The 25,825-nt window shown below is 63.0% G+C and carries 21 protein-coding genes; 15 read left to right on the top strand and 6 right to left on the bottom strand.

Translation table 11 applies throughout. The annotated features are described in order from the left end of the window. Positions 1-4: 4 nt before the first annotated feature. Positions 5-307, top strand: coding sequence for an antibiotic biosynthesis monooxygenase family protein (locus ACS3QZ_RS00810; protein ID WP_456036127.1), 303 nt, complete (start codon positions 5-7; stop codon positions 305-307). 14 nt (positions 308-321) lie between these two features. Here the strand turns inward: ACS3QZ_RS00810 and ACS3QZ_RS00805 are convergent, their stop codons facing one another. The 3 genes from ACS3QZ_RS00805 to ACS3QZ_RS00795 form a co-directional block, all read right to left on the bottom strand. After that, complete coding sequence (locus ACS3QZ_RS00805; RefSeq protein WP_456036126.1) at positions 322-1,578, bottom strand: TRAP transporter large permease; 1,257 nt, start codon at positions 1,576-1,578, stop codon at positions 322-324. After that, positions 1,575-2,129 (bottom strand): TRAP transporter small permease, encoded by a 555-nt coding sequence (locus ACS3QZ_RS00800; protein WP_456036125.1) that lies wholly within the window; start codon positions 2,127-2,129, stop codon positions 1,575-1,577. The genes ACS3QZ_RS00805 and ACS3QZ_RS00800 overlap by 4 nt, the downstream gene beginning before the upstream one ends. Positions 2,130-2,215: 86 nt before the next feature. After that, positions 2,216-3,223, bottom strand: coding sequence for a TRAP transporter substrate-binding protein (locus ACS3QZ_RS00795; protein WP_456036124.1), 1,008 nt, complete (start codon positions 3,221-3,223; stop codon positions 2,216-2,218). A 198-nt stretch (positions 3,224-3,421) separates the two neighbouring features. On the opposite strand from ACS3QZ_RS00795, the gene ACS3QZ_RS00790 reads away from it, so the two are divergent. After that, a complete protein-coding gene (locus ACS3QZ_RS00790; protein WP_456036123.1) occupies positions 3,422-4,366 on the top strand; it encodes a LysR family transcriptional regulator in 945 nt (314 codons plus the stop codon). A gap of 48 nt (positions 4,367-4,414) precedes the next feature. Here the strand turns inward: ACS3QZ_RS00790 and ACS3QZ_RS00785 are convergent, their stop codons facing one another. The 3 genes from ACS3QZ_RS00785 to ACS3QZ_RS00775 all read right to left on the bottom strand — a co-directional run bounded on the left by ACS3QZ_RS00785 (position 4,415) and on the right by ACS3QZ_RS00775 (position 9,885). Next, a complete protein-coding gene (locus ACS3QZ_RS00785; protein WP_456036122.1) occupies positions 4,415-7,015 on the bottom strand; it encodes an AAA family ATPase in 2,601 nt (866 codons plus the stop codon). A gap of 3 nt (positions 7,016-7,018) precedes the next feature. Continuing rightward, on the bottom strand, positions 7,019-8,146 hold the full coding sequence (locus ACS3QZ_RS00780; protein ID WP_456036121.1) for a metallophosphoesterase family protein: 1,128 nt from the start codon (positions 8,144-8,146) through the stop codon (positions 7,019-7,021). 95 nt (positions 8,147-8,241) lie between these two features. Then, on the bottom strand, positions 8,242-9,885 hold the full coding sequence (locus ACS3QZ_RS00775; protein WP_456039293.1) for a sulfatase-like hydrolase/transferase: 1,644 nt from the start codon (positions 9,883-9,885) through the stop codon (positions 8,242-8,244). A gap of 446 nt (positions 9,886-10,331) precedes the next feature. Here ACS3QZ_RS00775 and ACS3QZ_RS00770 point away from each other — a divergent pair, with 446 nt between their 5' ends. The 13 genes from ACS3QZ_RS00770 (at position 10,332) to paaD (ending at position 25,820) form a co-directional block, all read left to right on the top strand. Beyond that, complete coding sequence (locus ACS3QZ_RS00770; RefSeq protein WP_456036120.1) at positions 10,332-11,930, top strand: arylsulfatase; 1,599 nt, start codon at positions 10,332-10,334, stop codon at positions 11,928-11,930. Positions 11,931-12,007: 77 nt separating this feature from the next. Then, on the top strand, positions 12,008-13,684 hold the full coding sequence (locus ACS3QZ_RS00765; RefSeq protein WP_456036119.1) for an alkaline phosphatase family protein: 1,677 nt from the start codon (positions 12,008-12,010) through the stop codon (positions 13,682-13,684). Positions 13,685-13,696: 12 nt separating this feature from the next. After that, entirely contained in the window at positions 13,697-14,683 is a 987-nt protein-coding gene (locus ACS3QZ_RS00760) for an AAA family ATPase (RefSeq protein ID WP_456036118.1), read from the top strand. A gap of 13 nt (positions 14,684-14,696) precedes the next feature. After that, a complete protein-coding gene (locus tag ACS3QZ_RS00755; RefSeq protein WP_456036117.1) occupies positions 14,697-15,671 on the top strand; it encodes a DUF58 domain-containing protein in 975 nt (324 codons plus the stop codon). Continuing rightward, the gene (locus tag ACS3QZ_RS00750) at positions 15,668-16,153 is read left to right on the top strand and encodes a DUF4381 domain-containing protein (RefSeq protein WP_456036116.1); all 486 of its coding nucleotides are present in this window, start codon (positions 15,668-15,670) and stop codon (positions 16,151-16,153) included. Before ACS3QZ_RS00755 ends, ACS3QZ_RS00750 begins: the two co-directional genes overlap by 4 nt. Continuing rightward, a complete protein-coding gene (locus tag ACS3QZ_RS00745) occupies positions 16,150-17,136 on the top strand; it encodes a VWA domain-containing protein (protein ID WP_456036115.1) in 987 nt (328 codons plus the stop codon). Before ACS3QZ_RS00750 ends, ACS3QZ_RS00745 begins: the two co-directional genes overlap by 4 nt. Beyond that, the gene (locus ACS3QZ_RS00740; protein ID WP_456036114.1) at positions 17,133-18,656 is read left to right on the top strand and encodes a VWA domain-containing protein; all 1,524 of its coding nucleotides are present in this window, start codon (positions 17,133-17,135) and stop codon (positions 18,654-18,656) included. Before ACS3QZ_RS00745 ends, ACS3QZ_RS00740 begins: the two co-directional genes overlap by 4 nt. Positions 18,657-19,925: 1,269 nt before the next feature. Beyond that, the gene (locus ACS3QZ_RS00735; RefSeq protein WP_456036113.1) at positions 19,926-21,860 is read left to right on the top strand and encodes a HEAT repeat domain-containing protein; all 1,935 of its coding nucleotides are present in this window, start codon (positions 19,926-19,928) and stop codon (positions 21,858-21,860) included. 160 nt (positions 21,861-22,020) lie between these two features. Continuing rightward, the gene (gene pcaF / locus ACS3QZ_RS00730; protein WP_456036112.1) at positions 22,021-23,223 is read left to right on the top strand and encodes a 3-oxoadipyl-CoA thiolase; all 1,203 of its coding nucleotides are present in this window, start codon (positions 22,021-22,023) and stop codon (positions 23,221-23,223) included. 18 nt (positions 23,224-23,241) lie between these two features. After that, positions 23,242-24,234 (top strand): 1,2-phenylacetyl-CoA epoxidase subunit PaaA, encoded by a 993-nt coding sequence (gene paaA / locus ACS3QZ_RS00725; RefSeq protein WP_093095466.1) that lies wholly within the window; start codon positions 23,242-23,244, stop codon positions 24,232-24,234. Positions 24,235-24,258: 24 nt separating this feature from the next. Then, positions 24,259-24,543, top strand: a complete 285-nt coding sequence (gene paaB / locus ACS3QZ_RS00720; RefSeq protein WP_093095465.1) for a 1,2-phenylacetyl-CoA epoxidase subunit PaaB — start codon at positions 24,259-24,261, stop codon at positions 24,541-24,543. After that, complete coding sequence (gene paaC / locus ACS3QZ_RS00715; protein ID WP_456036111.1) at positions 24,543-25,307, top strand: 1,2-phenylacetyl-CoA epoxidase subunit PaaC; 765 nt, start codon at positions 24,543-24,545, stop codon at positions 25,305-25,307. The genes paaB and paaC overlap by 1 nt, the downstream gene beginning before the upstream one ends. 51 nt (positions 25,308-25,358) lie before the next feature. Then, positions 25,359-25,820 carry a 1,2-phenylacetyl-CoA epoxidase subunit PaaD gene (paaD, locus tag ACS3QZ_RS00710; RefSeq protein WP_456036110.1) on the top strand — a complete coding sequence of 154 codons (462 nt, stop codon included), beginning with the start codon at positions 25,359-25,361 and terminating at the stop codon, positions 25,818-25,820. Positions 25,821-25,825 lie beyond the last annotated feature (5 nt).

Here is a 25,825-nt window from a genome sequence, read left to right as displayed (position 1 = left end):
AGCCATGTTTCAGTCTATTCTTGTTGTGCGCGTTCAGCCCGGGAAGGGCCCGGCGGCCATGCAGATTTTCCACGACCGGGGTGTTCTGAGCGAATGCGCCGCGGCGATCCCCGGTTTCATCAAAGGCGCTTTGCATGCCAGCGTCGAGGATCCTGATCGCATCTGTATTCTTGGCACGTGGCGCGACGCCGAAAGCTACCGGGCGTGGGGCATTCACCCGGCACGCGCTGCGCAATTGGCGGATATCGGGCACCTGATCGCCGAGGTCGAGCTGGCCGAAATTTTCGGCCCGGCGTTCCAGGTTTGACACGACCGCTCCCATCACAGCAGTCCAAGTGAAAGCCACGGCACCAACGCAATGATCGCAAGGCCAACAATCATCACCGCGATATAGGGAAGAACCCCCATGAGGATGTCGCTGAACTTTTCCTTGAATGTCACCATGGCGACCATCAGGTTCATGCCCACGGGCGGCGTCAGGTAGCCGATTTCGAGGTTCACGATCATGATGATCCCGAAATGCACCGGATCAAAACCATAGGCTTGCGCCACCGGCATCAGAATCGGGGCAAGGATCAGGATGGCCTCGTTCGTGGTCATGAAGGCCCCTACGGCCAGCAGGAGCAGGTTCACGACCAGAAGCATCGTCCAGGGGTTGGTCAGGTACGTCTGGGCGATCTCGACCATCTGCGCGGGCACGCGGTATTCCGTCAGGATCAGGTTCAGCGACAGCGCCACCGCGATCAGCGGGAACAGCGCGCCGCCAAGCTTGGCAGTTTCGGTGACAACGTTGAAATAGTCGCGGATCTTCATCTCCTTGTGGACGAAGAATTCGATGACCAGCGCATAGACCAGGGCAACAGCCGCGCTTTCGGTGGGCGAGTAGTATCCCGAATAGATGCCACCGAGCAGGATCACCGGGAACATCGCGGCCCAGATACCGGCACGCAGCGCTGCCCAGAGTTCCGCCCAGTCCATCTTTTGCGCCGGGCGATGGCGGTTCGCCCACACCACGTAGGCGATCATGAGCGCGATCAGAACCAGTCCGGGCAAGACCCCGGCAAGGAACAGGTCAACGATCGACGTTTCGGTGACAAGACCATAAAGAATGAGCGGGATCGACGGCGGAATGATGATGCCGAGCGTGCCCCCCGACACCACGGTGCCAAGGGCGAAACGGTTGGTATACCCCGCTTCCTTCATCGCCGGGTAAAGCACCGAGCCGACGGCGATCATGGTCACGATGGACGAGCCGGAAATGGCGGCGAAGACGGCACAGGAAACGATCGCAGCAACGCCCAGACCGCCACGTGTCGGCGCCGTGATGGCGCGCACGATACGCACCAGACGACGGGCCGCCGTGCCCTCGGTCATGACCGCCCCACATAACAGGAACAGGGGCACGGACAGGATCAGCTCCTTGTTGAGCGACGTCCACATATCCTCGACGATGTAGTCAAGGTAGCCATGCCCCCAGACAAGGTGCACATAGGCAATCGCGGCCAGAAGGATGACGGTCAGGGTCTGTCGCAGGATGAGCAGACCAAAGACAAGGGCAAGAAGACCAAGCGCGCTCATTCCGGGATCTCCTCGCGTGCGGGGGCCGAGCCGGGCCAGATGAAAAAGATGACATAGCGCAGGGCCGCCGAGACGAAGCCGATCGGGATCGCCGCCTGAAAGATCCATACCGGCACGTCGAGGCCCGGCATCACGGTGCCGATGTCACGCGAGGCGCTGACAAAAACCCAGCCGTAATAAGCGACGGCCAGAAAGACGGCGGCACTCAGCCCATTGGCGATGCGGTCGACATGCGGCCCCCAGCTTGCGGGCACCCATTTGAAGGCGACGCGGGGCACGATCTGGGTGCCGGTGGCGACGCTGACGCCGAGCCCGGCAAAGGCCCCGATGACCAGAAGGAACAGCGAGATCTTGCGGGCGCCATAGATGCCGGTCGACCCCATGTCGAAACCCAGTGCCCCGCCCACGGGACCGATGAATTCACGGCCGGCGACATCGCCAAAGATCAGCACGCCGATCAGGGTAAATGCGATCACGGCGACCCAGCGTTCCAGCAGGTGCCAGACCTGCAAGAGCCGTGTCACGGGCATGGGAACGGTTTGATATGTCATGGGATCAGCTTTCCACGTGGCGCATGCGGCGCCCCGTTCACGCGGGGCGGCGCTTTTTTTTTCGTGTGGGATCAGGGTTGACCTGGTCAGCCCGAGCAGGCGGCCTTGGCCTCTTCCATCAACTGGAGAATGGCTTCGCCATCTGCGCCGTAATCTGCGGCCATGGCCGACCACCAGGGCGCCAGCTTGCCACGAATACCCGCCACCTGATCGTCGGTCAGGGTCACGATCTTGCCGCCCTGGGATGTGTGAAGCGCCCGCATCTTGTCTTCGAAGGCAAAGATCTCGTCCATGATCGCCTTGGACGCAAATGCATCGCGGGCGAACGCCCGTTTGATCGCGGCCTGGTCCTCGTCGCTCAATCGATCCATCACCCGTTGGCTCACGGCAAACATGCCGGGGCCGTTCGAATAGTTGTATTCATTCACGATCGGAAAAATCTTGCTCAGGCCGGAGGGGATGTAGAAGGTGTAGACCGTCGGGTAGACGTCAATCAGACCGGTCGACGCCGAGGACGCCGCTTCGCCGGGGCTGAGAGGAACGGGGTTTGCGCCAAAGACTTTCCAGTGTTCCGTGTTGATCCTGTTGACGGAAATACCAACTTTCAGCCCCTTGAGCTGATCGACATCGGTAATTTCGCGGTCCGACATCAGGTAACCATTGCCGACTTCGGCCCATGACCCGAAATACACCCCCTTGGGCGCAAGGCGCGTGCGGATTTCGTCTGTCAGGTACTTGTCCTGAACACAGGCACGCTGATCATTGTCGTCAAAATAGCCATAAAGCTGCATCAGGCCAACTTCGGGCGCCTGCTGACCGGCGGCGCTCACGGTGAAAAGACCCATCTCGATGCGCCCGCGCGCCAACTGCGCAAGCGTGTCGTTTTCCGTGCCCAGTTGCGAGTTGAAATAGGGCTCGACCTTGAGCCGGCCTTCGCTTTCTTCGGAAATCGCGGCGGCCAGACGATTGACCTGCGCCCCCCACGGGGTTTTCTCGGGGGCGGCGGTGGCCAGTTTCAGAACGGTTTCGGCTTGGGCAGTTGTCGCGGCGATTGCAACGACTCCAGCGATGGCGAGAGATTTGAGAATTGTCATGGTGCTCCTCCTGACGCATGTTGCGTTTTCGGTAGGAACATCAGTGTGAAGTTACATTCGCGCAAATTTATTTTTTGATATATAAAATTCACGCTATGAATGCTGATGCGTTTCTGCCCAAAATCAGCCACTTGCACCCCGCCCCGGCAGTGAACCGCCGCAGTACGCTGCCCATACGAACGACGAAAAGGATGGAATTTGCAGAATTTGACGCAGCTCCACCACTTCAAGCTGGTGGCACAGGAAGGGAGTTTTGCCCGTGCGGCCGAACTCGCCCACATCACGCAACCCGCCCTGAGCAATTCGATTAGAAGCCTCGAAACCCGACTGGGAATGACCCTTTTCGAGCGGTCCGAACGCCCGGTCAGGCTGACGGCGGCAGGCCGCAACATCATTGCCCGGGTCGAGGCCATCCTGTTTCAGTCACGCAACCTCGAGCAAACGCTTGCCAACCTGAACGCGGGAACCGGAGGGCATATCCGGCTCGGTGTGCCACCGGTGTTTTCCACAGCACTTGCCGGACCCATCATCGCGGAGTGGCACAATGCCTTTCCCAACGTGACCCTGGACATGATCGTGCGCGAAACGGTCGAACTCAAACCGGAACTGCGCGATGAACAATGTGATGTCATAGTTGCAGACATGCGCGACATGCGCGGTCATGTGGAGGACATGGACCTGATCCAACTGCCCCCGCAGTCGGGCGGTGCCTATTGCCGACCGGGCCACCCGATCCTGACAATCCGCAATCCCCTTCCGAGCGACCTGTCCCGATACAAATTCGCCGGTCCGCAGTTTCCCGAAGAGGTGCTGGGTGCGATCGCCGCATTTCTCGGGGTGGAGTGGACCAGAGGTCAACCGCTGATCTCCGTCACCAGCCACAACATTGCCGCGTTGCGTGATGCTGTCTCCGAGAGTGACCTCGTATTGCTGACGACCGCGGGTACCGTACGCAACCAGGTTTCGCTCGGGATCCTGAAGAAAATCCCGATCGACATTGGGGTGTCCGGAGTTTGGACCGTGGCGACATTGAAGGGCAAGGTGCATCATCCCGCCGTGCCGAGGTTGATTGACAAGATCGTCGACATCAGTCGCCGTGAACACGAAAACCGGATTGCCGCAGCGCGTCTTCCGAGCGCCTGACGGCGGGGATCAAGGCGGGTCGTTCCCCCTGCACGGCTGCGGCAGGCATCAGCCGACAGCGGGAGATATTGTCAGCAGGGTGCCCCCCAGTTCGCGGAACGCGCGTTGGCGGCAGGACAGGACGATCACCTGAACGTCCTCAGCCTGTAACGTCAGAGCATCGAACATCTGCATGATGCGATCGTCATCGGTGTAAACGATCGCATCATCGAGGATGACCGGCGCCGCGCGCCCCTCTCGCGCCAGAATGCGCGCGAAGGCAAGGCGCACCAACAGCGATAGCTGCTCGCGCGTCCCGCCCGACAGCATATCGACCTCTTCTTCGATTTCGCGGCGGGTAAGCCGGGTGATCATGCCGGTTTCGGCGTCCACCACGGGTGTCGCGTCCGGCCAGATCAGGCGCAGCAGTGGCACGAGTTCCTTGACCACGGGAGCGACGTGACGGTCGCGCGCCCCTGCCCGTGCGGTTTCCAGGGCAGACAAGAGACGCTGGTTGACCTTGATATCGAACTCGATGGCCGCCAGCGCCGCACGCGCCGACAAGAGCCGTTCCGTGGTCAGCGCCAGTTCTTCCTCGATCCCTTCCGAGCCGCGCTGACCGATGGCCGTATCCAGCCGGGCGAGCTCGATTTCGAGCGCCTGCGACCGTTCCCGCGTGGTGTCGATCACCGAACGCGCGCGTTTGTCTGCGGCTTCGGCGGCGCGCAGATCTGGCGCCTCGCGCCTCAGCGCGTCCAGCATGGCAGTGGCCCCGGCGAGCTCGGCTTGCAGCGTTTGGGCCAAGCCCCGCATCTCGTCCAAGGCCGCCGCCGCATCCGAATATGCCGACAACTCCGCCTGCGCGCGCGTGTGACGCCCTTGGGCGGCAGTGAGCGCCGCTTCGCTTCGGCTCAGCGCGTCGCGCGCCTCGGAAAGCGCCTGTCGCGCGGCTTCCAGCGCGATCTGGGCGCCGTTCCGAGCATCGCGCGTCGTGGCTTCCTCGGCCTCTGCTGTGACGAGGTCCGGCAGATCGGGATCCGGACCGGTGGGTTCGGGCAAACGGGCAATTGTCGTGCGCAACGCCTCCAGCCCGTCCGGCGCCAGCGCCTTGAGATCGGCCAGAAGGTCGCGTCTTTGCGCTTCTCGCGTGACGCGACACGTTGCGTCGGCGCGCGCGGCGGCCAAATCCGCATGCCCCGTCTCGGCCAGCGCCTTGGACAGAGCGGCTTGGGCCTTGGCCAGACTGTCGGCGCTGCCGCCTTCTCCGGGGCGGAACACGAGCTGCCCGACCCCTTCTATGTCAAAAATTGCGCGATCCGGCAGGGGGTGGGGCGTGTCCGGGGGAACGGTCTGTCCGTCCCGGGTGATGCGCGTATCCGCCCCCTTCGCATAGTGAATGGTCAGGGACGCCGCCGCCGCATCCCGGGCGCGCGTTGCAACCGAAACATCCCCGGTCAGCGCATCGAGCCGACGCAGCGTCTCTGCAGACAGCAATTGCGCGATCTGCGCGTCAAGCGCCTCGATGTGATAGCGTGTCTCGTCGGCCAACTTGAGCCTCTTCTCAAGCGCGGCACGTTCGGCGCGGGCGGCCTCGGCGCCCTGGGCGCGCAAGACCTGCTGCAGGGCGGCGGATGCCGCGCTGGCGGCCTTGGCCGCCCTGGTATCGGCGGCAAGGGCTGTTTCATGGCGCTGATCCGCGACTTCATATGCTGCGCGATCCTTCGCCACTTGCGTTGTTGCGGCATCAAGCGCCGCTCTCGCCGCGCGGGCCTCGCCCAGCGCCCGGTCCAGACGGTCAATCCTGTCAGCCGCGTTGTCATGTCTGGCCTTCAGGGTGTCGACCGTGCCGGCTGCGGTCCTGATCTTGTCGGCATGGGCCCGCGCGACGGCGAGCGCCTGCGCGGCGGTGGCGGCGGCCTTTTCGTCGGCCTGGCGGATTTCGGGTGCGCCGATTTCGGCCAATTCCGCACGCGCCTTGCGGCGGCGTGCCAGATCATCCTCTTGCGCACGCACCGACGTTTCGAGCGCGGCCTGTGCCTCTTCAAGGGTTGCGACCTCGTCGATACGGGCCTTGTAGGTGCTGTCCTTCTTCGGGCCACGCGATGTGATTTCCGCGTCCAGCGCCTTGCGCACAGCTGCGAGCGCCGCTTCCATGCGCCGCCCGCCGGTCATCGCCTCGACCTCGCCCGCGACCGAGTCCATGATGCCGCGCCGCGCGACCTGTTCGGCACCGCCCTCGGACATCTCCACAACACCCTGTCGCACCCATAAAAGCCCTGCAGGACCGCCCTGCGACTGGGCTCCGATCACCCCGGCAAGCTGGTCCTCGGCCTCGCCCGCCTGTGCGACAAGCGTCCCATTGCGATAGAGACGCGCAGCCTTTTCCGAGGCCTTGCGGCCCCAGCTTTTCTCAAGCCGCCACACATCTCCCGCGCTTTCGAAATCAACCGTGACCGAGGGGCTGCCCCCGGCATTGGGCACCAAGCCCTGCACAACCTTGTCAAACGAACGGTGGCTGGCAAAGAACGCCGCGTGCAGCGCGTCGAAGAAGGTGGATTTTCCGGCCTCATTCGCGGCCGTCAGCACGTTCAGCCCGCCACCAATGCCCGAGATTGCGACCGGGTCGATGAACTGGCGCACATTCCGGAGGGTAATCGCGGTGATCTTCATGGCTCAGACCTCGCGCACCAGTGACCACAGACGATTGAGCGCGGCCTGCGCCAGTTCGGCGGTCTCGGTGTCTCCACCTTCTTGCGTGGCTTCGGCAACGAGCGCGTCCACCGCCTCGCGCAACGCGCCGGACGGGGCAATCTGGTCGATATCCCCTGCCTCGTACTCTGTCGCCAGCTCCCCCTGATCCACTTCCAGAAGCGCAAAATCCGGGCACGCCTCGGCAATCGCGGCCTCGAGCGCCGCACGCTCAGAAAGGCGCAGGAACCCCTGTAATCGCGGCTTGAGAAGCTGGTCGCGCCGCGCGCTGCGATCGGTGGGCAAGAGCGCCTCGAACGCGCCTGCCACGTCCTGTCCCGGCGTCAGCGCTAGCGTGGGAGCCCCCCAGTCAAACCGCCCCGTGTCGACCTGCTCGATCCGAGGCAAGGCACCGGGGGCATCAAGCGTGACCACGTGGCAGGTGCCGCACCCGGCATGGCGAAAGCGGTCGCGTTCCGGACTGCCGGAAAACTGCACGCGTGGGCCGATGGACAAGGGACCGTGCCAGTCGCCCAGCGCGAGGTAATCCAGCCGCGCAGACTTGTCCCGGTCGGGCGGGATCGTGGCGGAACTGTCGAAATTCTCGCCGAAATCCACCACGCCGCCATGCGCCAGGCCAATCCGAAATTCATCAGTCGGGGTCGCACAATCGACCATCCACCCGGTCAGGTCGCGCCCCGGAAAGCGATGCGGCCAGGGCGACGGCAGAAGATGCACACCGGGCGCCATGGCCACGGGCGCCGCCCTGCGCAGCACATGCACGTTGTCCCCGGCCTCGTCTTCGAAACGCGCCCAGAGTTCTTCTCCACCCAAGCTGTCGTGGTTGCCCGGCAGAACCCACCAGTCCACATCATCCGCTGCGCGCATGGCGGTCGCCGCCTGTCGGCGCACCTGCTCGGACGGTCCGGTCGTGTCAAACGTATCGCCCGCCAAAAGCACATGCCCCGCGCCGTGCGCCCTCGCCACCTTGGCGAGCGTGGACAAAACCTCGTGGCGCGCCTCGATCAGCCGCCCCCGCAGGTCCTGGGGCATTCGCCCGAAGCCTTTTCCAAGATGCAGGTCCGAACTGTGCAGGAAGGTGAAGGCTGTCATTGGCGGTTCAAATCCCGTTCATCAAGGCGCACTCTGGGGCACCCGCCCAAGTGGTACCCGCCCGCGCGCCCCGCCGCAACGCAGGACCCGTTGTTTCAGCCCCCGACATAGCGTTTCGGCGCCGGGCCTCGGATTTTCTCGGTCAGTTCTTCGGGCACTTCCGACCCGTCCACGAGGAACGGCAGAATGCCCTTGCGCCCGGAGCGGCCCCGCATGGCCTTGATGTCGTCTTCGGAGCGGGTCACGCGCTGGGACATCCGCCGCCCCCATTGGGCAAGGTAGCCATATAGGCGGTCGATTTCGGCCGTGTGCGCCGTGCCCTTGGCCAGATCGTGGAATTCCTGCGGATCTTTCTCAAGATCAAACAGCATCGGGCGAAGACCGCCCTCGGCATGGATCAGCTTGAAACGCCCGTCAAACACCATGAAGAGGCGCGCGTCACGGGGTTCTAGCCCAAGTTTCACAGCCTGCGTTGTGGCCGAATAGTCATATTCCGAAATCGCGAAGTCGCGCCATTCAGGTGTCCGGCCTTCAAGCCATGGCAAAAGCGATCGCCCCTCGATAATGTGATCAGGCACCTTGCCCCCGGCGAATTCGACAAAGGTCGCCGCGAGGTCGATCGACTCGACGAGCGCGTCACAGGTCGTGCCGCGGGTGGCATCGGCTTCGCCGCGCGGGTCGTAAATGATCATCGGGATCTTGACCGAGGGATCGTGAAACAGGTCTTTTTCGCCCAGCCAGTGATCACCGAGGTAATCGCCGTGATCCGAGGTCAGAACGATCATCGTGGTGTCCATGCGCCCGGTGGCTTCGAGGTGATCCAGCAGCACACCCAACTGATCGTCACATTGCTTGATCAGCCCCATATAGGCCGGGATCACCTTCTGGCGCACATCTTCACGCTGAAAGGCCTGGGCGATCTTGTTCTCCATGTAGGCGCCGTAGACCGGCTGAGGGTTCTCACGCTCCACGTCGCTGCGCACCGCCTGCGGCACATGGTTTGCACCGTACATGGCGTGATAGGGGGCAGGCACGATATAGGGCCAGTGGGGCTTGATGAAGCTGACATGCGCGCACCAGCGCCCCTTGGCCTGGTCGATGAACTCGATGGCGCGTTGGGTCAGCCAGGGTGTCTCGCTGTCTTCCTCGCGGATATTGGCAGGTTTGTCGGCATTCTTGAACATCCAGCCCGAGGCGATGTCACCATTCTCATCGATCCCTGCGTTGGCGAAATCGGACCAAGGGTTTTCGGACGGATAGCCCTTGGACTTGAGATATTCGTTATAGGGCGAGCGTTTCTCGTCGTAGAACCCGTCCGGACCTTCGCCCCAGAGCCCATCGTCCCGTATCCAGCTGTCAAAGCCGCATTCCGCCTGCCGCGCGCCAATTTCGCTGTCCGGGCTCAGGCCGAGACGGGCCATTCCCTCGGCATCGGCCTTCATGTGGGTCTTGCCCAGAAGCCAGCAATCCATGCCAATCCGACGCAGGTGATCCCCGAGCGTCTGCTCGCCCACACGCAGGGGAAACCCATTCCACTGCGCCCCGTGCGACGAGGTATAGCGCCCGGTGTAGAAACTCATGCGCGACGCACCGCAGATCGGCGACTGCACGTAGGCGTTGGTAAAGCGCACGCCTTGTGCCGCGACCCGGTCAAAGTTGGGCGTGTCCAGATGCGGGTGCCCGGCGCAGCTCAGGTAATCGAACCGCAGCTGGTCATACATGATGAACAGGATGTTCATTTCCTTGTCGGACGCGCTGGAAGGGTCGGGCATGTCGGTCTCCTTGGTCTTTGGCCAGAGTGCCACAAAGCCCTTCATGATCCAGCGCAATTTTCGCTGCAAGGGCCGGCAGGTCGGCAAACTTATTAATATGTTCATTACTTTTTCGAATCAACTGTTGCGAAGAACCTGCCCGGGGAACCCGGGAAGAGTTGGTTCGACAGACTTCAAAACGGCGACGACGGGCCCCGCTGAATTCGGCACACCGACACTGACCATGCAAATAGGGTGAATCCAATCCAATTTCGCGTCATGGTTGATTTCAAGAACTGCGCAAGCAGTTTCGAAAAGCGAAACTATCTGGAAGAGTGGTGGAAAACGATCTGTTTCCCCTGCACACTCGTAACATTCTTGTGGCGAATGACGCCGCTGGACAAAACCAGTTTATGCGACGGGGAGATACGCGCATGTTATTTTCAGTAAGCCTGAGGCGACCTGTCCTCGCGGCTGCGTTTCTGATCGGGGGCATTGCCTCGGCAGCGCAGGCGCAGGACAAGCCAAATATTCTCGTGATCTGGGGCGACGATGTCGGCCAATCGAACATTTCGGCCTACACCCGTGGGCTCATGGGGTACCAGACCCCCAACATTGACCGGATTGCCGATGAAGGCATGATGTTCACCGACTATTACGGTGAACAATCCTGTACCGCGGGCCGCTCGTCTTTCATCATGGGCCAGTCGGTGTTCCGCACCGGCCTGTCCAAAGTGGGTTTGCCCGGTGCCAAGGAAGGCATGCAGGTCGAAGATCCCACCATTGCCGGCCTTCTCAAGGCCGAAGGCTATGCCACCGGACAGTTCGGCAAGAACCACCTTGGCGACCGGGACGAACACCTGCCGACCAACCACGGCTTTGACGAGTTCTTCGGCAACCTCTATCACCTCAACGCCGAGGAAGAGCCGGAGAATATCGATTATCCGAATGACGCCGTCCTGCCTGACGGATCGACCTTCCGCGAACGCTTCGGCCCGCGCGGCGTGATCAAGTCGTCGGCGGATGGCACGATCGAGGACACCGGCCCTCTGTCCAAGAAGCGCATGGAAACCGTGGATGACGAAACCGTCGCCGCCGCCATCGACTTCATCAAGCGCGCCGAGGACCAGGGCAAGCCTTGGTTTGTCTGGTGGTCAGGCACCCGGATGCATTTCCGCACCCATGTGGCTGATGACAAATGGGCCAAGGCCAACGAGATCGTCGGCAAGCAGGTCGACGAATACACCGCAGGCATGATCGAACACGACATGCATATCGGCGAGTTCCTTGCCCTTCTCGATGAGCTTGGCATTGCCGACAACACCATCGTGTTCTACTCGACCGACAACGGCCCGCACATGAACACATGGCCGGATGCGGCGATGACTCCGTTCTGGGGTGAAAAGAACACCCAATGGGAAGGCGGATGGCGCGTCCCTGCGATGGTGCGCTGGCCCGGAAAGATCGCAGCCGACACCGTTTCCAACGAGATCGTGCATCACATGGACTGGTTGCCGACCTTCCTCGCCGCAGCTGGCAACGACACCGTAAAGGAAGACCTGCTCGACGGGATTACCGTGGCCGAAGTGGGCGGCGGGCGTGACTATCGCGTGCATCTCGACGGCTACAACATTCTGCCGATGCTGACCGGGGAAACCGACAAGAGCCCGCGCCGCGAGATTTTCTATTTCACAGATGACGGCGACCTTGCCGCGCTGCGCTTTGGCGACTGGAAAATCACCTTCCTTGAGCAAAAGGCCTGGGCGACACTGCGTGCCTGGATGGAACCGCTGACGCCGCTGCGCGTGCCCCTTATCACCAACTTGCGCCGCGATCCTTATGAGCGTGCGTACCGGACCTCCAACACCTACTATGACTGGATGCTGGACCGTGCTTACATGCTTGTCCCGGCGCAAGCCTACGTGGCCCAGTTCCTTGAGACCTTCAAGGAATACCCACCACGCCAGGAGGCTGCGAGCTTCAGCCTCGACAAGGTCATGGAGAAGCTGACAGCGCCTCCGGGTACGCCGTAAGCCACTGACAAGATAAAAAAGGCGCCCGCCCGCAATTGCGGGCGGCGCCATTGCATTTACAATGAGCAGGATTCATCATGAGATTTGCATGTGGCGCAATAGCATTGGCATTGGCCGCGTCATCGGTCGGGGCACAGGAAACGCCTCGCCTCATTCTTCAGATTACGGTCGACCAGTTGCGCGGCGATATGATCGACCGTTTCGAGACCGGGCTTGGCCCGAAAGGGTTCCACTATCTGATGGATGCCGGAGTGTATTACGTCAACGCGCATCACCGCCACGCCAACACCGAGACGATCGTTGGCCACACCACGCTGGCTACCGGCGCCGATCCGGCAATCCATGGCATGGTGGCAAACCTCTGGTTCGACCGGGCCACCGGCTCACAGGTCTATAACGTGCAGGACCCAGACTATTCTTTGATCGGGGCCGCCGGGGTGGATGCCGAAACCGAGATTGATCCAACCCAGCGGGCGGCAACCACCGACGGGCGCTCTCCGCGCAATATCCTGACCACCACCATTTCCGACGAGATCGGCATGCATTTCGGGCCAAAATCCAAACGGTTCGGTGTGTCGATCAAGGATCGCGGCGCAATTGCCATGGCCGGGCACGGCGGGCAGGCTTACTGGTTCTCCAAGGCCGAAGGCCGCTTCGTCACCTCGACATTCTACCGCGGCGACTATCCCGGCTGGATGGCGGACTGGCACGCCAAAGGGCTTGTGAACTCTTACGCAAACACGTTCTGGATGTTGCGTGATGACGTTCACACCTACATGTTTGGCGCGCATGACGACCAGCCATGGGAAACCGACTTTCCCGGCTTCTACCGTGTCTTTCCGCATGATTATGGCCCGGTGGACAGCAAATATTTCACCACCCTGCTCACCCTGAGCCCCGCCGGTGACGAATTGACCGTGGATTTCGCCAAAGCGCTGATCGACGCCGAAGAGTTGGGACAGGACGACATTCCCGATTACCTGTCGGTCAGCCTGAGTTCCACGGATTATGTTGGCCATATCTTCGGCCCCTCGTCGCTGGAGGCCGAGGACAATATCCGTCGCCTCGACGACACGTTGGCGCGCCTCCTTGCCCATGTCGACGCCCGTGTCGGACTGGACAAGACACTCGTCGTGCTTTCAGCCGATCATGGTGGGCCGGACAATCCGGGCTATCTGGCCGAACAGGGCCTCAAGGCAGAGCTGTTTGATTTCGAACGGGTTGATACCGAACCCGGCTTCGTGCGTCTCAACGCCGACCTTGGAGCAAGCCGGGAGTTGATCCGCAACTTTTCCAATCCCTATATCTACCTGAACCGCGAGGAAATCGCAGCGCGCGGGCTTGATCTGGTCGAGGTTGCCGACAAGGTCGCAGAAGAGCTGGAGCGGCTACCTGGCATCGCCCGCGCCATTTCAAGCGAGCGGTTGCGCCGCGGGCAGATCGCCAGCGATTTTATTAACGATGCCATCCGAGCCAATTTCCACCCGGTGCGTTCAGGAGACATCTACGTGGTGTTCGAACCGCACTGGTTCATCGCCGATTTCGACGGTCTGACCGTGGCGGCATCACACGGCTCGCCCTGGACCTACGATACACACGTGCCGATCATCATCGCCGGCCCCGGCATCCCCCATGCCCGCGTGGCGCGCACCGTCGACACCGTCGACGTTGCGGCCACCATTGCCGCCTATGTCGGCGCCAAGCCCCCCTCCGGTGCAACTGGCCAGCCGCTCGTCGAAGCCCTCCCCCGATAGAAGGATCACCCCATGACCCCTTTGCAGCAGATCGACGCCCTGCGTGAGCGGATCGGCGGGTCGATCATCGGACAGCGTGACGTGATCGACCGCCTTCTGATTGGCCTGCTGGCCAATGGCAATCTTCTGATCGAAGGCTTGCCGGGGCTTGCCAAGACCCGCGCGATCAAGGCGCTTGCCAAGAACCTTGAATGTGATTTTTCCCGCATCCAGTTCACGCCCGACCTTTTGCCAGCCGACGTGACCGGCACCGAAATGTATCTGCAGACACCAGACGGGCCCAGCTTTCAATTCCAGCAGGGGCCGATCTTTGCCAACGTGGTTCTGGCTGACGAGATCAACCGCGCCCCGGCCAAGGTGCAGGCCGCGCTTTTGGAAGCAATGGAAGAACGACAGGTCACGGTGGCCGGGACGACGCATAAAATGGCGCCGCTTTTCATGGTGATGGCCACGCAGAACCCGATTGAACAGGAAGGCACCTACCCCCTGCCCGAGGCCCAGATGGACCGGTTCCTGATGCACGTCATGATCACCTACCCGCCGCTGGCCGACGAGGTCGAGGTGATCCGGCTGGTCCGGGGCGAGGAACAGGCTGCACAGAAAGATGCCTCCAAGGCGGACTGCGATAAACCCGCGCCGATCCCGCAAGAAGCCGTGTTCGCCGCGCGGCGCGAGATCGCGGCGATCCACACCTCGGACGCGATCGAGACCTATATGGCGACGCTGGTGCAGGCGACGCGCACGCCGGGCGCGTTCTCTGCCGATCTGGCGCGCTGGATCGAGGTCGGGGCCAGCCCGCGCGCCTCGCTGGCGCTCGACCGCTGTGCGCGGGCGCATGCGTGGATGAAGGGGCGCGACTATGTCGATCCCGAGGATATCCGCGCCATCGCCGGGGACGTGTTCCGACATCGTTTGACCCTGACCTATGAAGCGCAGGGCGAAGGCACCAGCGCGGATGCGGTGGTGGCCGAGATGCTGGCACAGGTGGCCCTGCCCTAAAGGAGCGTCAAGGATGGACCGAGCCGCCAGACTGCGCACCGGCACATTGCACCGGCCCAAGACGCCGCAGGAGGATCCGCGCATTCACGTCTCGCTTGCGGGGCTGCGGGCGCTGGAACCGCGTGCGCGCGCCCTGTCTTTCACGTCGAAACAACCCGCGCGTAGCGCTTTGAATGGCCGCCATGCCTCGCGCATTCGCGGGCGCGGGCTCGATTTTCTGGAACTGCGCGACTACCTGCCCTCGGACGATGTGCGCGCGATTGACTGGAAGGTGACAGCGCGCACCGGCAAACCGCATGTGCGTGTCTTTACCGAGGAACGCGACCGCCCGACGCTGATCGTTGTGGATCAGCGCATGTCGATGTTTTACGGCAGCGTGCACAACATGAAATCCGTGACCGCTGCCGAGGCCGCCGCGATCACCGCATTCCGCGTCCTTTCACAGGGCGACCGGGTGGGCGGGATTGTCTTTGGCGACGATCATCTTTCGGAAATCCGCCCCCGGCGCGACACGGCGACGCTGGACCGGTTCCTGATTGCCCTCACGCGGGCCAACTCGATGCTGCATGCCGAAGCCCCGTCCCGCGCCCCTATGGCGATGAATGACGTGTTGCGATCGGTCCAGAAGATCGCGCCACGCAATCACCTCGTCATCGTGCTCAGCGATTTTGACCAGATCGACGACGACACGCGCCTTTTGATGTCGGGCCTGTCTCTGCATAATGATCTGGTGCTGGGCCTTGTGACCGACCCCTCGGCCAGCGTTCTGCCCAAAGGGGCGCGACTGACCGCGTCGGATGGCGTGCTGCAGGCGGAACTTGATCTCGGCGACGACCACGTGCGCCAAAACCTGATCGAGTATTCGCAGGGGCGGCTGGCGGAAATCCTCGACTGGCAGATGAAGATGCGCCTTTCGGTGCTGCCGCTGACCAGCGCCGAGGACACCCTGCCCCAGTTGCAGCGCCTGCTCGGGGTGCCGCCGCGATGAGCAAGACCGCAGACACCGTCGAATACGTGACGCTGGTCGATCTGATCAACCAGCTGCAGGAGGTGCCGGACCCGGCGCCGGTGTCGATGGTGCCCCAGACACAAGGCTGGATCGTGCTGGCCGGGTTTCTATTGGCCGCGCTGCTGCTTTTGCTGCGCGCCGTGCTGCGCCGCCACCGGGCCAATGCCTATCGCCGCGCGGCATTGGCGGCGTTGCGTGATGCAGGGGATGACCCCGTTGCGGTGTCTGCCATCCTCAAGCGCGCGGCATTGGCGGCCTTTCCGCGTGCGCAGGTTGCGTCGTTGACGGGGAACGGATGGTTGGCCTTTCTCGAAGACACGAGCCAAGCGGCAGGGTTCAGGGATGGCCCCGGACAGGCGCTTGCCGATGCGGCCTATTCCCCCAATCCCCAGCTGGTACCAGGCCTGAACGCGCTGGCCTGTGACTGGGTGCGTGGGCATGTGGTGGGGGCGCGCGCATGATCTCGCTCGCCGCGCCTTGGGTGCTTGCCCTTCTGCCCCTGCCCCTGTTGATCCATCGGCTTGTGCCGCCCTATCGCACGCGGACAAGCGCTCTGCGCCTGCCCTTCTTTCGCCGTCTGAGCGATGCCGCAGGCAGCGCCCCACGCCCCGGTGCCGCCGTGATTGCCCGCAGTCGGGTCCAGATGGGCACCGCCATTGCGGTCTGGTGCCTGCTGATCCTTGCGCTGGCGCAACCACAGCGCCTTGGAGAACCGGTCGAGATCACCAAGGCCGGGCGCGATGTGGTCTTGGGCATCGACATATCGGGCTCAATGGACACGGTCGATTTCCCCGGCCCTGACGGCAAACCACAACAGCGGCTGGCCGCCGTGCGCGACGTGGTGGCGGGCTTTGTCGAGGGGCGTGAAGGTGATCGCATGGCGCTGATCGTGTTTGGCAGCCGGGCCTTTGTGCAAACCCCGCTGACCGCCGATCTTGAGACCGTGCTGGCCTTGCTGGACCAGACCGAGGTCGGCATGGCGGGACCGCATACCGCGCTGGGGGATGCAATCGGGCTTGCCATTCGCACCTTTGAGGCCAGCGAGATTGACCAGCGCCTGTTGATCCTGTTGTCGGATGGCAATGACACCGCGAGCCGCATGAGCCCGGTCAATGCCGCCGAAATCGCGGCGGATCGCGGCGTGGAAATCTATGCCGTCGGCGTGGGAGATCGCGCCGCCAGCGGCGAAAACCGGCTGGATATGGGCCTGCTGGAAGACCTCGCGCGGCGCACCGGCGGGGCGGCGTTTTTTGCCGGGGACAGCGCCGCGCTTTCGCAGGTCTATGACCGCATTGACGCGCTGGCCCCGCGCGATATCGAAACCCTGTCGCACCGCCCGCGTGTATCGCTCTCGCACTGGCCTCTCTTGCTGGCAGCACTTCTTGGGTTGGGTGTGCTGGCCGGACTGCATCTGAGCGGCATAAGACGGAGGGCACCGTCATGACCGGCCTTGAAACCGCGCTCTCCGCTTTTCACTTCCTGCGTCCGCTGGTGCTTCTCGGGCTTGTGCCGCTTGCGGTGATCTGGTGGCGCGTGCGGCGCCCCGATGCGCCGCAAACTCAGGCCAGCGACGTGATGGCTCCGCATCTTCAGGCGGCGCTGACCATCGGACAGGGCGACCGGAAACGCTGGCAGCCAATTGATCTTGTCGCGCTTGGGCTGACGCTGATCCTCGTGGCGGGCGCGGGTCCGACATGGTCGCGCGTTCCCCAACCCTTCGCCGCCCAGACCGCGCCGATGGTGATCGCACTCAAGGTGACGCCGTCAATGATGGAAACCGATGTGGCCCCCTCGCGGCTGGCGCGTGCCAAGCAGAAAATCCGCGACCTCCTCGAAATGCGGGCCGGGGCGCGCACCGCGCTGATCGCCTATTCCGGCACCGCCCATTCCGTCGTGCCGATGACCGAGGATGGCGCCGTGATCCAACCCTATCTCGAAGGGCTGGACCCCGAGGTCATGCCCAGCGAAGGCGACGCGCCCAGCGCCGCCATGGCGCTGGCGCTCGACATGCTAGCCCGTGAAGACACACCGGGTGGCGTGTTGTTTTTGCTCGATGACATGAGCTTGCCGGAAGCCGACAGCATTGCCGAACTGGCCGGGTCGACCCCGCTGGCGGTGCTCACGCTTTTACCCGAGGATCACGCCATCCCCGCCCTCTCGGGCCTCTCCGCACGGGTGGTGGGTGTAACCCCGGATACCAGCGATCTGGGGCGGTTGGAGCGTGGCTTCGAGGCCGCATATCGTCAGGCCCAGCTCGAAGACGCGGCCCAGCCGTGGCAGGATCGCGGGGCGTGGCTGGCGTGGCCCGCCGCCCTGCTTCTGTTGCTGTGGTTCCGGCGCGGGGTGAGCATGGTCTGGGGGCTTTTGCTCGCGGTCTGGCTGACCCTGCCCGCGTCCGAGGCACAGGCCGGGGGTTGGCGCGACTGGTTCCTGACACCGGACCAGCAAGGTTGGCTGGCCTTCCGATCCAAGGATTATGCCAGCGCGGCGGATCACTTTGCCGATCCCTACCTGCGCGGGATCGCGCAATATCGCAGCGGCCAATACGAAGCCGCCGCCCAAACCTTTGCCAGGATCGAGACGGCCGATGCCGCCTTTGCGCAGGGCATGGCCCATATCAAATCACGCGGCTATCGCGACGGGGTACGCGCCTTTGAACGGGCGCTGGAAATTGACCCCGATCATGCCGGCGCAAAGGCCAACCTGCCCGTGGCCAAGGCCATCGTGACCTATGTCGAGGAAACCCGCGAACAGTCGGACACTGGCGAAGAGTCGGGGATCGGGGCCGATGACGTGGTGTTCGACAATGAGTCCGGTCGCGGCGCAGACACCCAGATCGACGCGGCGCAAGAAGACACGCCCCAGCACCTATCCACCGAACAGTGGATGAACTCGGTCGACACCCGTACGGGCGATTTCCTGCGCCAGAGGTTCCGGCTCGAAGCGGCGGAGGCCAATCAATGATGCGCCTGTTGCTCGCCTTCGTTTTCTCGTTCTGCACCACGCTCGCAAAGGCGCAGGACACACCGGTTCTTGAGGTCGAACTCTCCGAAACCGAAACCCTGCCCGGTCAGCCGCTCACGCTGCGGATCACGGTCCTGGTGCCGACATGGATGCCCGAACCACCCGTCTGGCCAAGTTTCGAGGCCCCCAACCTCATGGTGCGCCTGCCCGAACGCGCCAGCACCTCGACCAGCCGCAGGATCGACGGGGAAACCTGGTCGGGGATTTCGCGCCGCTACCAGATCACGCCGATGGTGCCGGGAACGGTGCGCCTGCCCGCCCAGACCCTGACCGTTGTCTATGCCGATCCGCCCAATGACGCCCCGCTGCGCGCGGAGCTTGCCATTGAGGCGCGCAACATTACCGGCATCTTGCCCAAGGGGGCCGAGGGACTTGATCCCTTCATCGCCGCGCGGGCGCTGCGTCTGACACAAACCATTGAAGGCACGAGTGAGGGCCTGCAGGCGGGGGACAGTTTTTCGCGGGTGATCACGGCGGAAACCGAGGGGCTGTCGGGGATATTTTTGCCCGAGCTGACGCCCGACGCGGGGCTGTCGGGGGTACGGGCCTATCCTGAAACGCCCGAGGTCAGCGACAAGGACAATCGCGGCAAGGTGATGGGGACGCGGCGCGAAACGACCGTTTACATGGCCGAGGGGGGCGTTGATGGCGCGCTGCCCGGTGTTACGCTCGACTGGTACAACATCGCCAGCGGAAAGGTCGAAACCGCCACGACCGACCCGATCCCGGTATCGGCCACCGCCCCGCCCGCGCCACCCGAGCCACGCGACTGGCGGCGGATCGGAACGCTGGGTGTTGTGGCGGCGCTCGCAAGTCTGCTCGTGACATGGCTGATCCGCCGCCTGACCCCGCCTTTGCGCCGCTGGCATGCAGCGCACCGACAGCGCTATCTCGACAGTGCGCGGTTTGCTTGGCGGCACCTGCAAGAGGCCCGGCGGCAGCGTGATCTGGGGGCAACCCGCGCCGCGTATGATCTGTGGCGGGCGCGCAGCCCAGTTCAGGATGCCGGTTTACACGCCCGGATCGAGGCGACATTCGAAAACATCGGTGCCGCACGCTACGGAGCCCATCCCGACGCGCAGGAAGATCGCTATTGGCAATCCCTGTCGGGCCTGTTTCACTTGACCCGGCGGGCCACCCGGCGGCACGCGCCCAAAACAGGCGCCCTGCCTGCCCTGAACCCGACGGCACCATTGAAGAAAGACATTCATGCCCATTTTCCCGACCGCCACGCCCCGGCCTCTTCCTGTCCTGCTGGCCACCCTGTTCTGGATCCTGCTGTCCCTTGGCGCGTTGGCAGAGCAGGACGGGTATGTCGGCTCGACCATCTGCGCCGACTGTCACGTCGACGAAACGCGCGCATGGCAATCGTCCCATCATGCGTTGGCATGGCGGATGCCGGGGCCGGACATGCTGGTCGGGGCGTTCGAGGGCGAGGTTTTCGAACATGACGGAATGCGCGCCGAGTTCTGGCGTGAGGGCGACACGCGCCATGTTCGGGTGACGGAAAAGGACGGCGTGACAACTGAATACAAGGTTCACTCGGTTGGTGGCGCCGCGCCATTGGAACAGCTCTTGCTTGAGACCGAGCCGGGACGTTTGCAGAGCTTTGACGTGGCCTGGGATGTCGACGAAAAGCGCTGGTTCCACATCTATCCCGATCTCGACCTGCCACCGGGAGACGGGTTGCACTGGACCGGGCCTTACAAGAACTGGAACGCCCGATGCGCGGAATGTCACGCAACGGGATACGTCAAGAATTTCGATCCACCTTCAGCCAGCTACAGCTCGACACAAATCGAGATCGGCGTGGGCTGCGAAGCCTGCCATGGCCCCGGCGCGCAACACCTTGAACTGGTCAAAGGCGACCACAGCGGTGACATGCCGAAATCCTACGGTTTCGACGTCGATTTCTCCGATACAGAGGCCGGCATGCAGCAATGCGCTGGTTGCCATTCCCGGCGCGAGGCTTTCGGCGGCGGTAGCCCACTGCCCGGCACAGCCTTTCACGATGCCTATAACCTCGCCCTGCTGCGCCCCGGCACCTATCACCCGGACGGGCAAATCCTGGACGAGGTCTATGTCTACGGCTCGTTCCTGCAATCGAAGATGTATGCCAAGGGCGTTGGCTGCGGCAACTGTCATGACCCGCATAGCAATGAGCGCGTCGCCGAAGGCAACGCGGTCTGCACACAATGCCATTCACCTGCCGGGAACCCGGATTTTCCTTCGTTGCCGCTCGCAAACTATGACGACCCGTCCCATCATCGCCATGCCACCGACAGCGACGGCGCGGCCTGCGTGTCCTGCCACATGATCGAGCGGACCTATATGGGCATCGACGACCGGCGCGACCACAGTTTCCGCATTCCGCGCCCTGATTTGGCCGCCGATACTGGCGCGCCGGACGCCTGCACCGACTGTCATACGGACCAATCCCCGAAATGGGCCGCCGATGCCATTGCCGAATGGCACCCCGAGGGCCGTTGGACACAGCCGCACTATGGAACCGCGCTGGCCAAGGGGCTGGCCGATCCGGTGGCGGGGGCCAAGGGGCTGATTGACTTGGCCGGGGATGGCGAGGTCAACGCCCTGGCCCGCGCCACCGCGCTCTGGGTGCTGTCCAATGCGGGCGATGCGGTGCATATCGACGACATCGCCCCCCTGTTGAAACACGGCGACCCGCTGATCCGCGCCAATGCCGTGAGCGCGCTGCGCGCCATCCCGGCAACGCTGGCCGCCCCGTATCTGGTCACCGCACTGGAAGACCCGTCGCGCAATGTGCGCCTTGCGGCGGCGCGCGCCGTTGTGACCATCCCGCCGGACAGCGCGCCTGCCGCCCTGCGCCCGGCCTATGGCGCGGCTTCGCGCGCGATGGTGCAGTTCCTCAAGAACCAGTTCGATTTCCCCGAAGCCCACCTTCAGATCGCGGGCATCGCGCTGACCCAGCGCGAATTCGCTTCGGCGGAACGCGCGTTTCAGACCGTGGTGGCGCTTGACCCGCACCATGGCGACGCGTGGGTCATGCTGGTGCGGATCGCCGGGGCCCTGCGCGGCGCAGACGCGGCGCGCAAGGTGCTGGCAGAGGCATTGGAGCGCCTGCCCGACAACCCGGCGCTGCTGGACCTCGCCCGCCAGCTTTGAGGCGGCTTCCTCTGCAAGGGAAGCAGGGGTATCCGTCGATATGTTACGCACCAAACGAAATTACTTAACTTCTGTAACTTCTCTATTGCGCCGAATCAGATTCCGAGATATCCCAACCGTGCGGTCAGCTAATCGAACAGGACCCGTAGGAGGAATTTTCATGGACGCATTCATCTGCGATGCCACGCGCACCCCGATCGGGCGCTATGGCGGCGCCTTGTCATCCATTCGCACTGACGATCTGGCGGCTTTGCCGATCGCGGCCCTGATGGAACGCAACCCGCAAGTGGACTGGGCAAGCATCGATGACGTGATCTATGGCGATGCGAACCAGGCGGGTGAAAGCAACCGGAACGTGGCCCGCATGGCGGCCCTTCTGGCGGGCTTGCCGACGGATGTGCCGGGCACCACGATCAACCGCCTCTGCGCTTCGGGAATGGACGCGGTGGGCATGGCCTCGCGCGGTCTGAAGGCTGGCGATTATGACATGGCCATCGCAGGCGGCGTCGAAAGCATGAGCCGCGCCCCCTTCGTGATGCCCAAGGCCACCAGCGCCTTCACCCGCGCCAACGCGGTCTATGACACCACCATTGGTTGGCGCTTTGTGAACAAGAAGATGCACGCGATGTACGGCACCGACTCGATGCCGCAGACGGCCGACAACGTCGCCGCCGACTACAACATTTCCCGCGAAGATCAAGACAAGTTCGCCGCCAACAGCCAGGCCCGCTGGGCAGCGGCGCATGAGGCAGGCATCTTCAAGGACGAGATCACCCCGGTGTCCGTGCCTCAGCGCAAAGGCGACGCGATCGTTGTCGACACCGACGAACACCCCCGCCCCGGCACCGATGCCGAGAAACTGGGCAAGCTCAAGGGCGTCAACGGCCCTGACCTGTCCGTGACCGCAGGCAATGCCAGCGGCGTGAATGACGGAGCGGCGGCGATCCTGATGGCCACCGGCGCGGCGGCTGCAAAGAACGGCCTCAAGCCGATGGCCCGCGTGGTCGGCATGGCAGCCGCTGGTGTGGAACCCCGCGTGATGGGCATTGGCCCGGTCCCGGCGACCCGCAAGGTTCTGGCGCGCACCGGACTCACCATCGAACAGATGGATGTGATAGAATTGAACGAAGCCTTCGCCAGCCAAGGCCTGGCGACGTTGCGGGAGCTTGGCGTGGCCGATGACGCCCCCCATGTGAACCCCAATGGCGGTGCCATCGCACTTGGCCACCCGCTCGGCATGTCGGGCGCCCGGCTGGTTCTGACCGCCGCCTATCAATTGCAACGCACCGGCGGGCGCTATGCGCTTTGCACCATGTGCGTCGGAGTTGGACAGGGCACCGCCCTGATTCTTGAACGTGTTTAATCGGGAGGAGAGACCGATATGTATGCACAAATGATCAAGACCGCCTCGAACAGCGTCAAATCGCGCGATGAAATGTCGCCCGAGGAAGCCGCGTTTCAGGACAAGATCGACAATGACATCAAAATCGAACCGCGTGACTGGATGCCCGAGGATTATCGCCGCACCCTGATCCGCCAGATCGGCCAGCACGCCCACTCGGAAGTGGTTGGCCAGCTGCCCGAGGGCAACTGGATCACCCGCGCGCCGACGCTGGAACGCAAGATGATCCTGCTTGCAAAGGTACAGGACGAAGCCGGCCACGGTCTCTACCTCTACTCGGCCGCCGAAACGCTGGGTGTGAGCCGCGACGAGATGGTCGAGATGCTGCACGAAGGTCGCATGAAGTATTCGTCGATCTTCAACTACCCGACGCTGAACTGGGCCGATATCGGCGCGGTGGGCTGGCTGGTTGATGGCGCGGCCATCGTGAACCAGGTGGCGCTGCAGCGAACCTCCTATGGTCCCTATTCGCGCGCCATGATCCGGATTTGTAAGGAAGAAAGCTTCCACGCACGTCAGGGCTATCACGCGATCATGAAAATGGCCTTTGGCACCCCCGAACAGAAGAAAATGGCTCAGGACGCGGTCAACCGTCTGTGGTTCCCGGCGATCATGATGTTCGGCCCAAATGACAGCGAATCGACCCACTCGGAACAGTCGATGGCATGGAAGATCAAGGTGAAGTCCAACGACGAGCTGCGCCAGCAATTTGTCGACCAGACCGTGCCGCAGATCGAATACCTTGGCCTCGACCTGCCCGATCCGGGCATCAAGTGGAACGAGGAACGCGGTCACTATGACTTTTCCGATCCCGACTGGTCGGAATTCTTCAACGTAATCAAGGGCAACGGCCCCTGCAACGTCGATCGCATGAACGCCCGTGTGAAAGCATGGGAAGACGGCCAATGGGTCCGCGACGGGCTGATGGAACACGCCCGCAAACGCGCCACCCGCAAAGTTGCCGCAGAATAATCAGAGCTAGGAGGAGATCAGCTCATGAAAAACGAATGGCCCCTCTGGGAAATCTTCATCCGCGGTCAGCATGGCATGAGCCACCGTCACGTGGGTAGCCTGCACGCCCCCGACGCCGATATGGCGATCAAGAACGCCCGCGACGTCTACACCCGCCGCAACGAAGGCGTGTCGATCTGGGTGGTGGAAGCCAAGCACATTTCCGCAACCGCACCGGGCGAAAAAGGCCCGCTGTTCGAACCCTCGGAGTCGAAGGTCTACCGTCACCCGACCTTCTTCGACATCCCCGAAGAAGTGGGGCATATGTAATGACTGTCGATAAGGGTAAACTGCTCCAGTTCCTGCTGCGCATTGGCGACAGCACGCTGGTTCTGAGCCATCGCGTCTCTGAATGGTGCGGCCACTCGCCGATCCTCGAAGAGGATATCGCTCTGGCCAACACCGCGCTGGACCTGATCGGCCAGTCGCAGATGTGGCTGGGCTACGCTGCCGAAGTCCAGGGCGAAGGCAAGAGCGCCGACGACCTCGCGTTCCTGCGCGACGCCTGGGATTTCCGCAATGTATTGCTGACCGAACTGCCCAACGGCGATTTCGGCCGCACGCTTCTGCGCCAGTTTCTGTTCGATGCCTTCCAGTCGGTCCTGATGGGGCGCCTGATCAAGTCTTCGGATGAAACCGTGGCGGGCATTGCAGCGAAGGCCAGCAAGGAAGTCGCCTATCACGTGGAACGCTCGGCGGACACGGTGGTTGGCCTTGGCGACGGCACCGCCGAAAGCCATGCCCGCATGCAGGAAGCGCTTGAGTACCTCTGGCCCTACGTGGGCGAGATGTTCGAAAGCGACGAAGTGGACGCCGCCATGGCCGAAGCCGGTATCGCCCCCGACCCCGCAAGCTTGCGCGAAGAATATGACGCGCTGGTAGGCCGGGTTCTGGCCGAAGCCACGCTGACCATCCCCGAGGGCAAGTTCGCTCACAAGGGCGGTCGCACCGGCTATATGCACACCGAACATCTCGGGCATCTTCTGGCCCAGATGCAGTGGCTGCAACGCGCCTATCCGGGTTGCGAATGGTAAGCCAAACGGGGCTCTGACCCTCAGAGCCCCACCCGCGCAAGGACATCTAAAATGACCCAGCCAAGTGTGAAACAGGTCTGGGAATGGTTGGAGACCATCCCGGACCCGGAAATCCCGGTGATCACGATCGTCGATCTCGGCATCATTCGGAACGTGGAATTTGACGGCGACACCTGCGTTGTCTCTGTCACCCCAACCTATTCCGGGTGCCCGGCCACCTCCATGATCAACATGGATATCGAGACCTGCCTGCGCGATCACGGGCTGACCAAGATCGAGCTGAAACAGCAGATCAGCCCGGCCTGGACCACTGACTGGATGTCCGACGGCGCGCGCGCCGCGCTGGAGAAATACGGCATCGCCCCGCCCCAACCGGCGGGTGGTCCAAAACGCTGCCCGCGTTGCGGCGGCGATCACCTCGAAAAGCTGAGCCAGTTCGGCTCGACCCCGTGCAAGGCACAATGGCGCTGCCAGGACTGTCTTGAACCCTTTGAATATTTCAAGTGCATCTGAGGGAG

Source organism: Shimia sp. W99 (assembly GCF_053851455.3).
Note: the sequence above shows the minus strand (reverse complement) of the source record. Positions and strands in the feature narration are given on the sequence as shown.

Excerpts from the sequence above, each read along its gene's own strand:
- ACS3QZ_RS00775 (WP_456039293.1), bottom strand. The coding sequence starts at position 9,885 with ATGAACATCCTGTTCATCATGTATGACCAGCTGCGGTTCGATTACCTG.
- ACS3QZ_RS00770 (WP_456036120.1), top strand. The coding sequence starts at position 10,332 with ATGTTATTTTCAGTAAGCCTGAGGCGACCTGTCCTCGCGGCTGCGTTT.
- ACS3QZ_RS00795 (WP_456036124.1), bottom strand. The coding sequence starts at position 3,223 with ATGACAATTCTCAAATCTCTCGCCATCGCTGGAGTCGTTGCAATCGCC.
- ACS3QZ_RS00800 (WP_456036125.1), bottom strand. The coding sequence starts at position 2,129 with ATGACATATCAAACCGTTCCCATGCCCGTGACACGGCTCTTGCAGGTC.
- ACS3QZ_RS00760 (WP_456036118.1), top strand. The coding sequence starts at position 13,697 with ATGACCCCTTTGCAGCAGATCGACGCCCTGCGTGAGCGGATCGGCGGG.
- ACS3QZ_RS00755 (WP_456036117.1), top strand. The coding sequence starts at position 14,697 with ATGGACCGAGCCGCCAGACTGCGCACCGGCACATTGCACCGGCCCAAG.
- ACS3QZ_RS00735 (WP_456036113.1), top strand. The coding sequence starts at position 19,926 with ATGCCCATTTTCCCGACCGCCACGCCCCGGCCTCTTCCTGTCCTGCTG.
- ACS3QZ_RS00805 (WP_456036126.1), bottom strand. The coding sequence starts at position 1,578 with ATGAGCGCGCTTGGTCTTCTTGCCCTTGTCTTTGGTCTGCTCATCCTG.
- ACS3QZ_RS00745 (WP_456036115.1), top strand. The coding sequence starts at position 16,150 with ATGATCTCGCTCGCCGCGCCTTGGGTGCTTGCCCTTCTGCCCCTGCCC.
- paaD (WP_456036110.1), top strand. The coding sequence starts at position 25,359 with ATGACCCAGCCAAGTGTGAAACAGGTCTGGGAATGGTTGGAGACCATC.
- ACS3QZ_RS00750 (WP_456036116.1), top strand. The coding sequence starts at position 15,668 with ATGAGCAAGACCGCAGACACCGTCGAATACGTGACGCTGGTCGATCTG.
- ACS3QZ_RS00810 (WP_456036127.1), top strand. The coding sequence starts at position 5 with ATGTTTCAGTCTATTCTTGTTGTGCGCGTTCAGCCCGGGAAGGGCCCG.
- pcaF (WP_456036112.1), top strand. The coding sequence starts at position 22,021 with ATGGACGCATTCATCTGCGATGCCACGCGCACCCCGATCGGGCGCTAT.
- ACS3QZ_RS00765 (WP_456036119.1), top strand. The coding sequence starts at position 12,008 with ATGAGATTTGCATGTGGCGCAATAGCATTGGCATTGGCCGCGTCATCG.
- paaC (WP_456036111.1), top strand. The coding sequence starts at position 24,543 with ATGACTGTCGATAAGGGTAAACTGCTCCAGTTCCTGCTGCGCATTGGC.
- paaB (WP_093095465.1), top strand. The coding sequence starts at position 24,259 with ATGAAAAACGAATGGCCCCTCTGGGAAATCTTCATCCGCGGTCAGCAT.
- ACS3QZ_RS00740 (WP_456036114.1), top strand. The coding sequence starts at position 17,133 with ATGACCGGCCTTGAAACCGCGCTCTCCGCTTTTCACTTCCTGCGTCCG.
- paaA (WP_093095466.1), top strand. The coding sequence starts at position 23,242 with ATGTATGCACAAATGATCAAGACCGCCTCGAACAGCGTCAAATCGCGC.
- ACS3QZ_RS00785 (WP_456036122.1), bottom strand. The coding sequence starts at position 7,015 with ATGAAGATCACCGCGATTACCCTCCGGAATGTGCGCCAGTTCATCGAC.
- ACS3QZ_RS00780 (WP_456036121.1), bottom strand. The coding sequence starts at position 8,146 with ATGACAGCCTTCACCTTCCTGCACAGTTCGGACCTGCATCTTGGAAAA.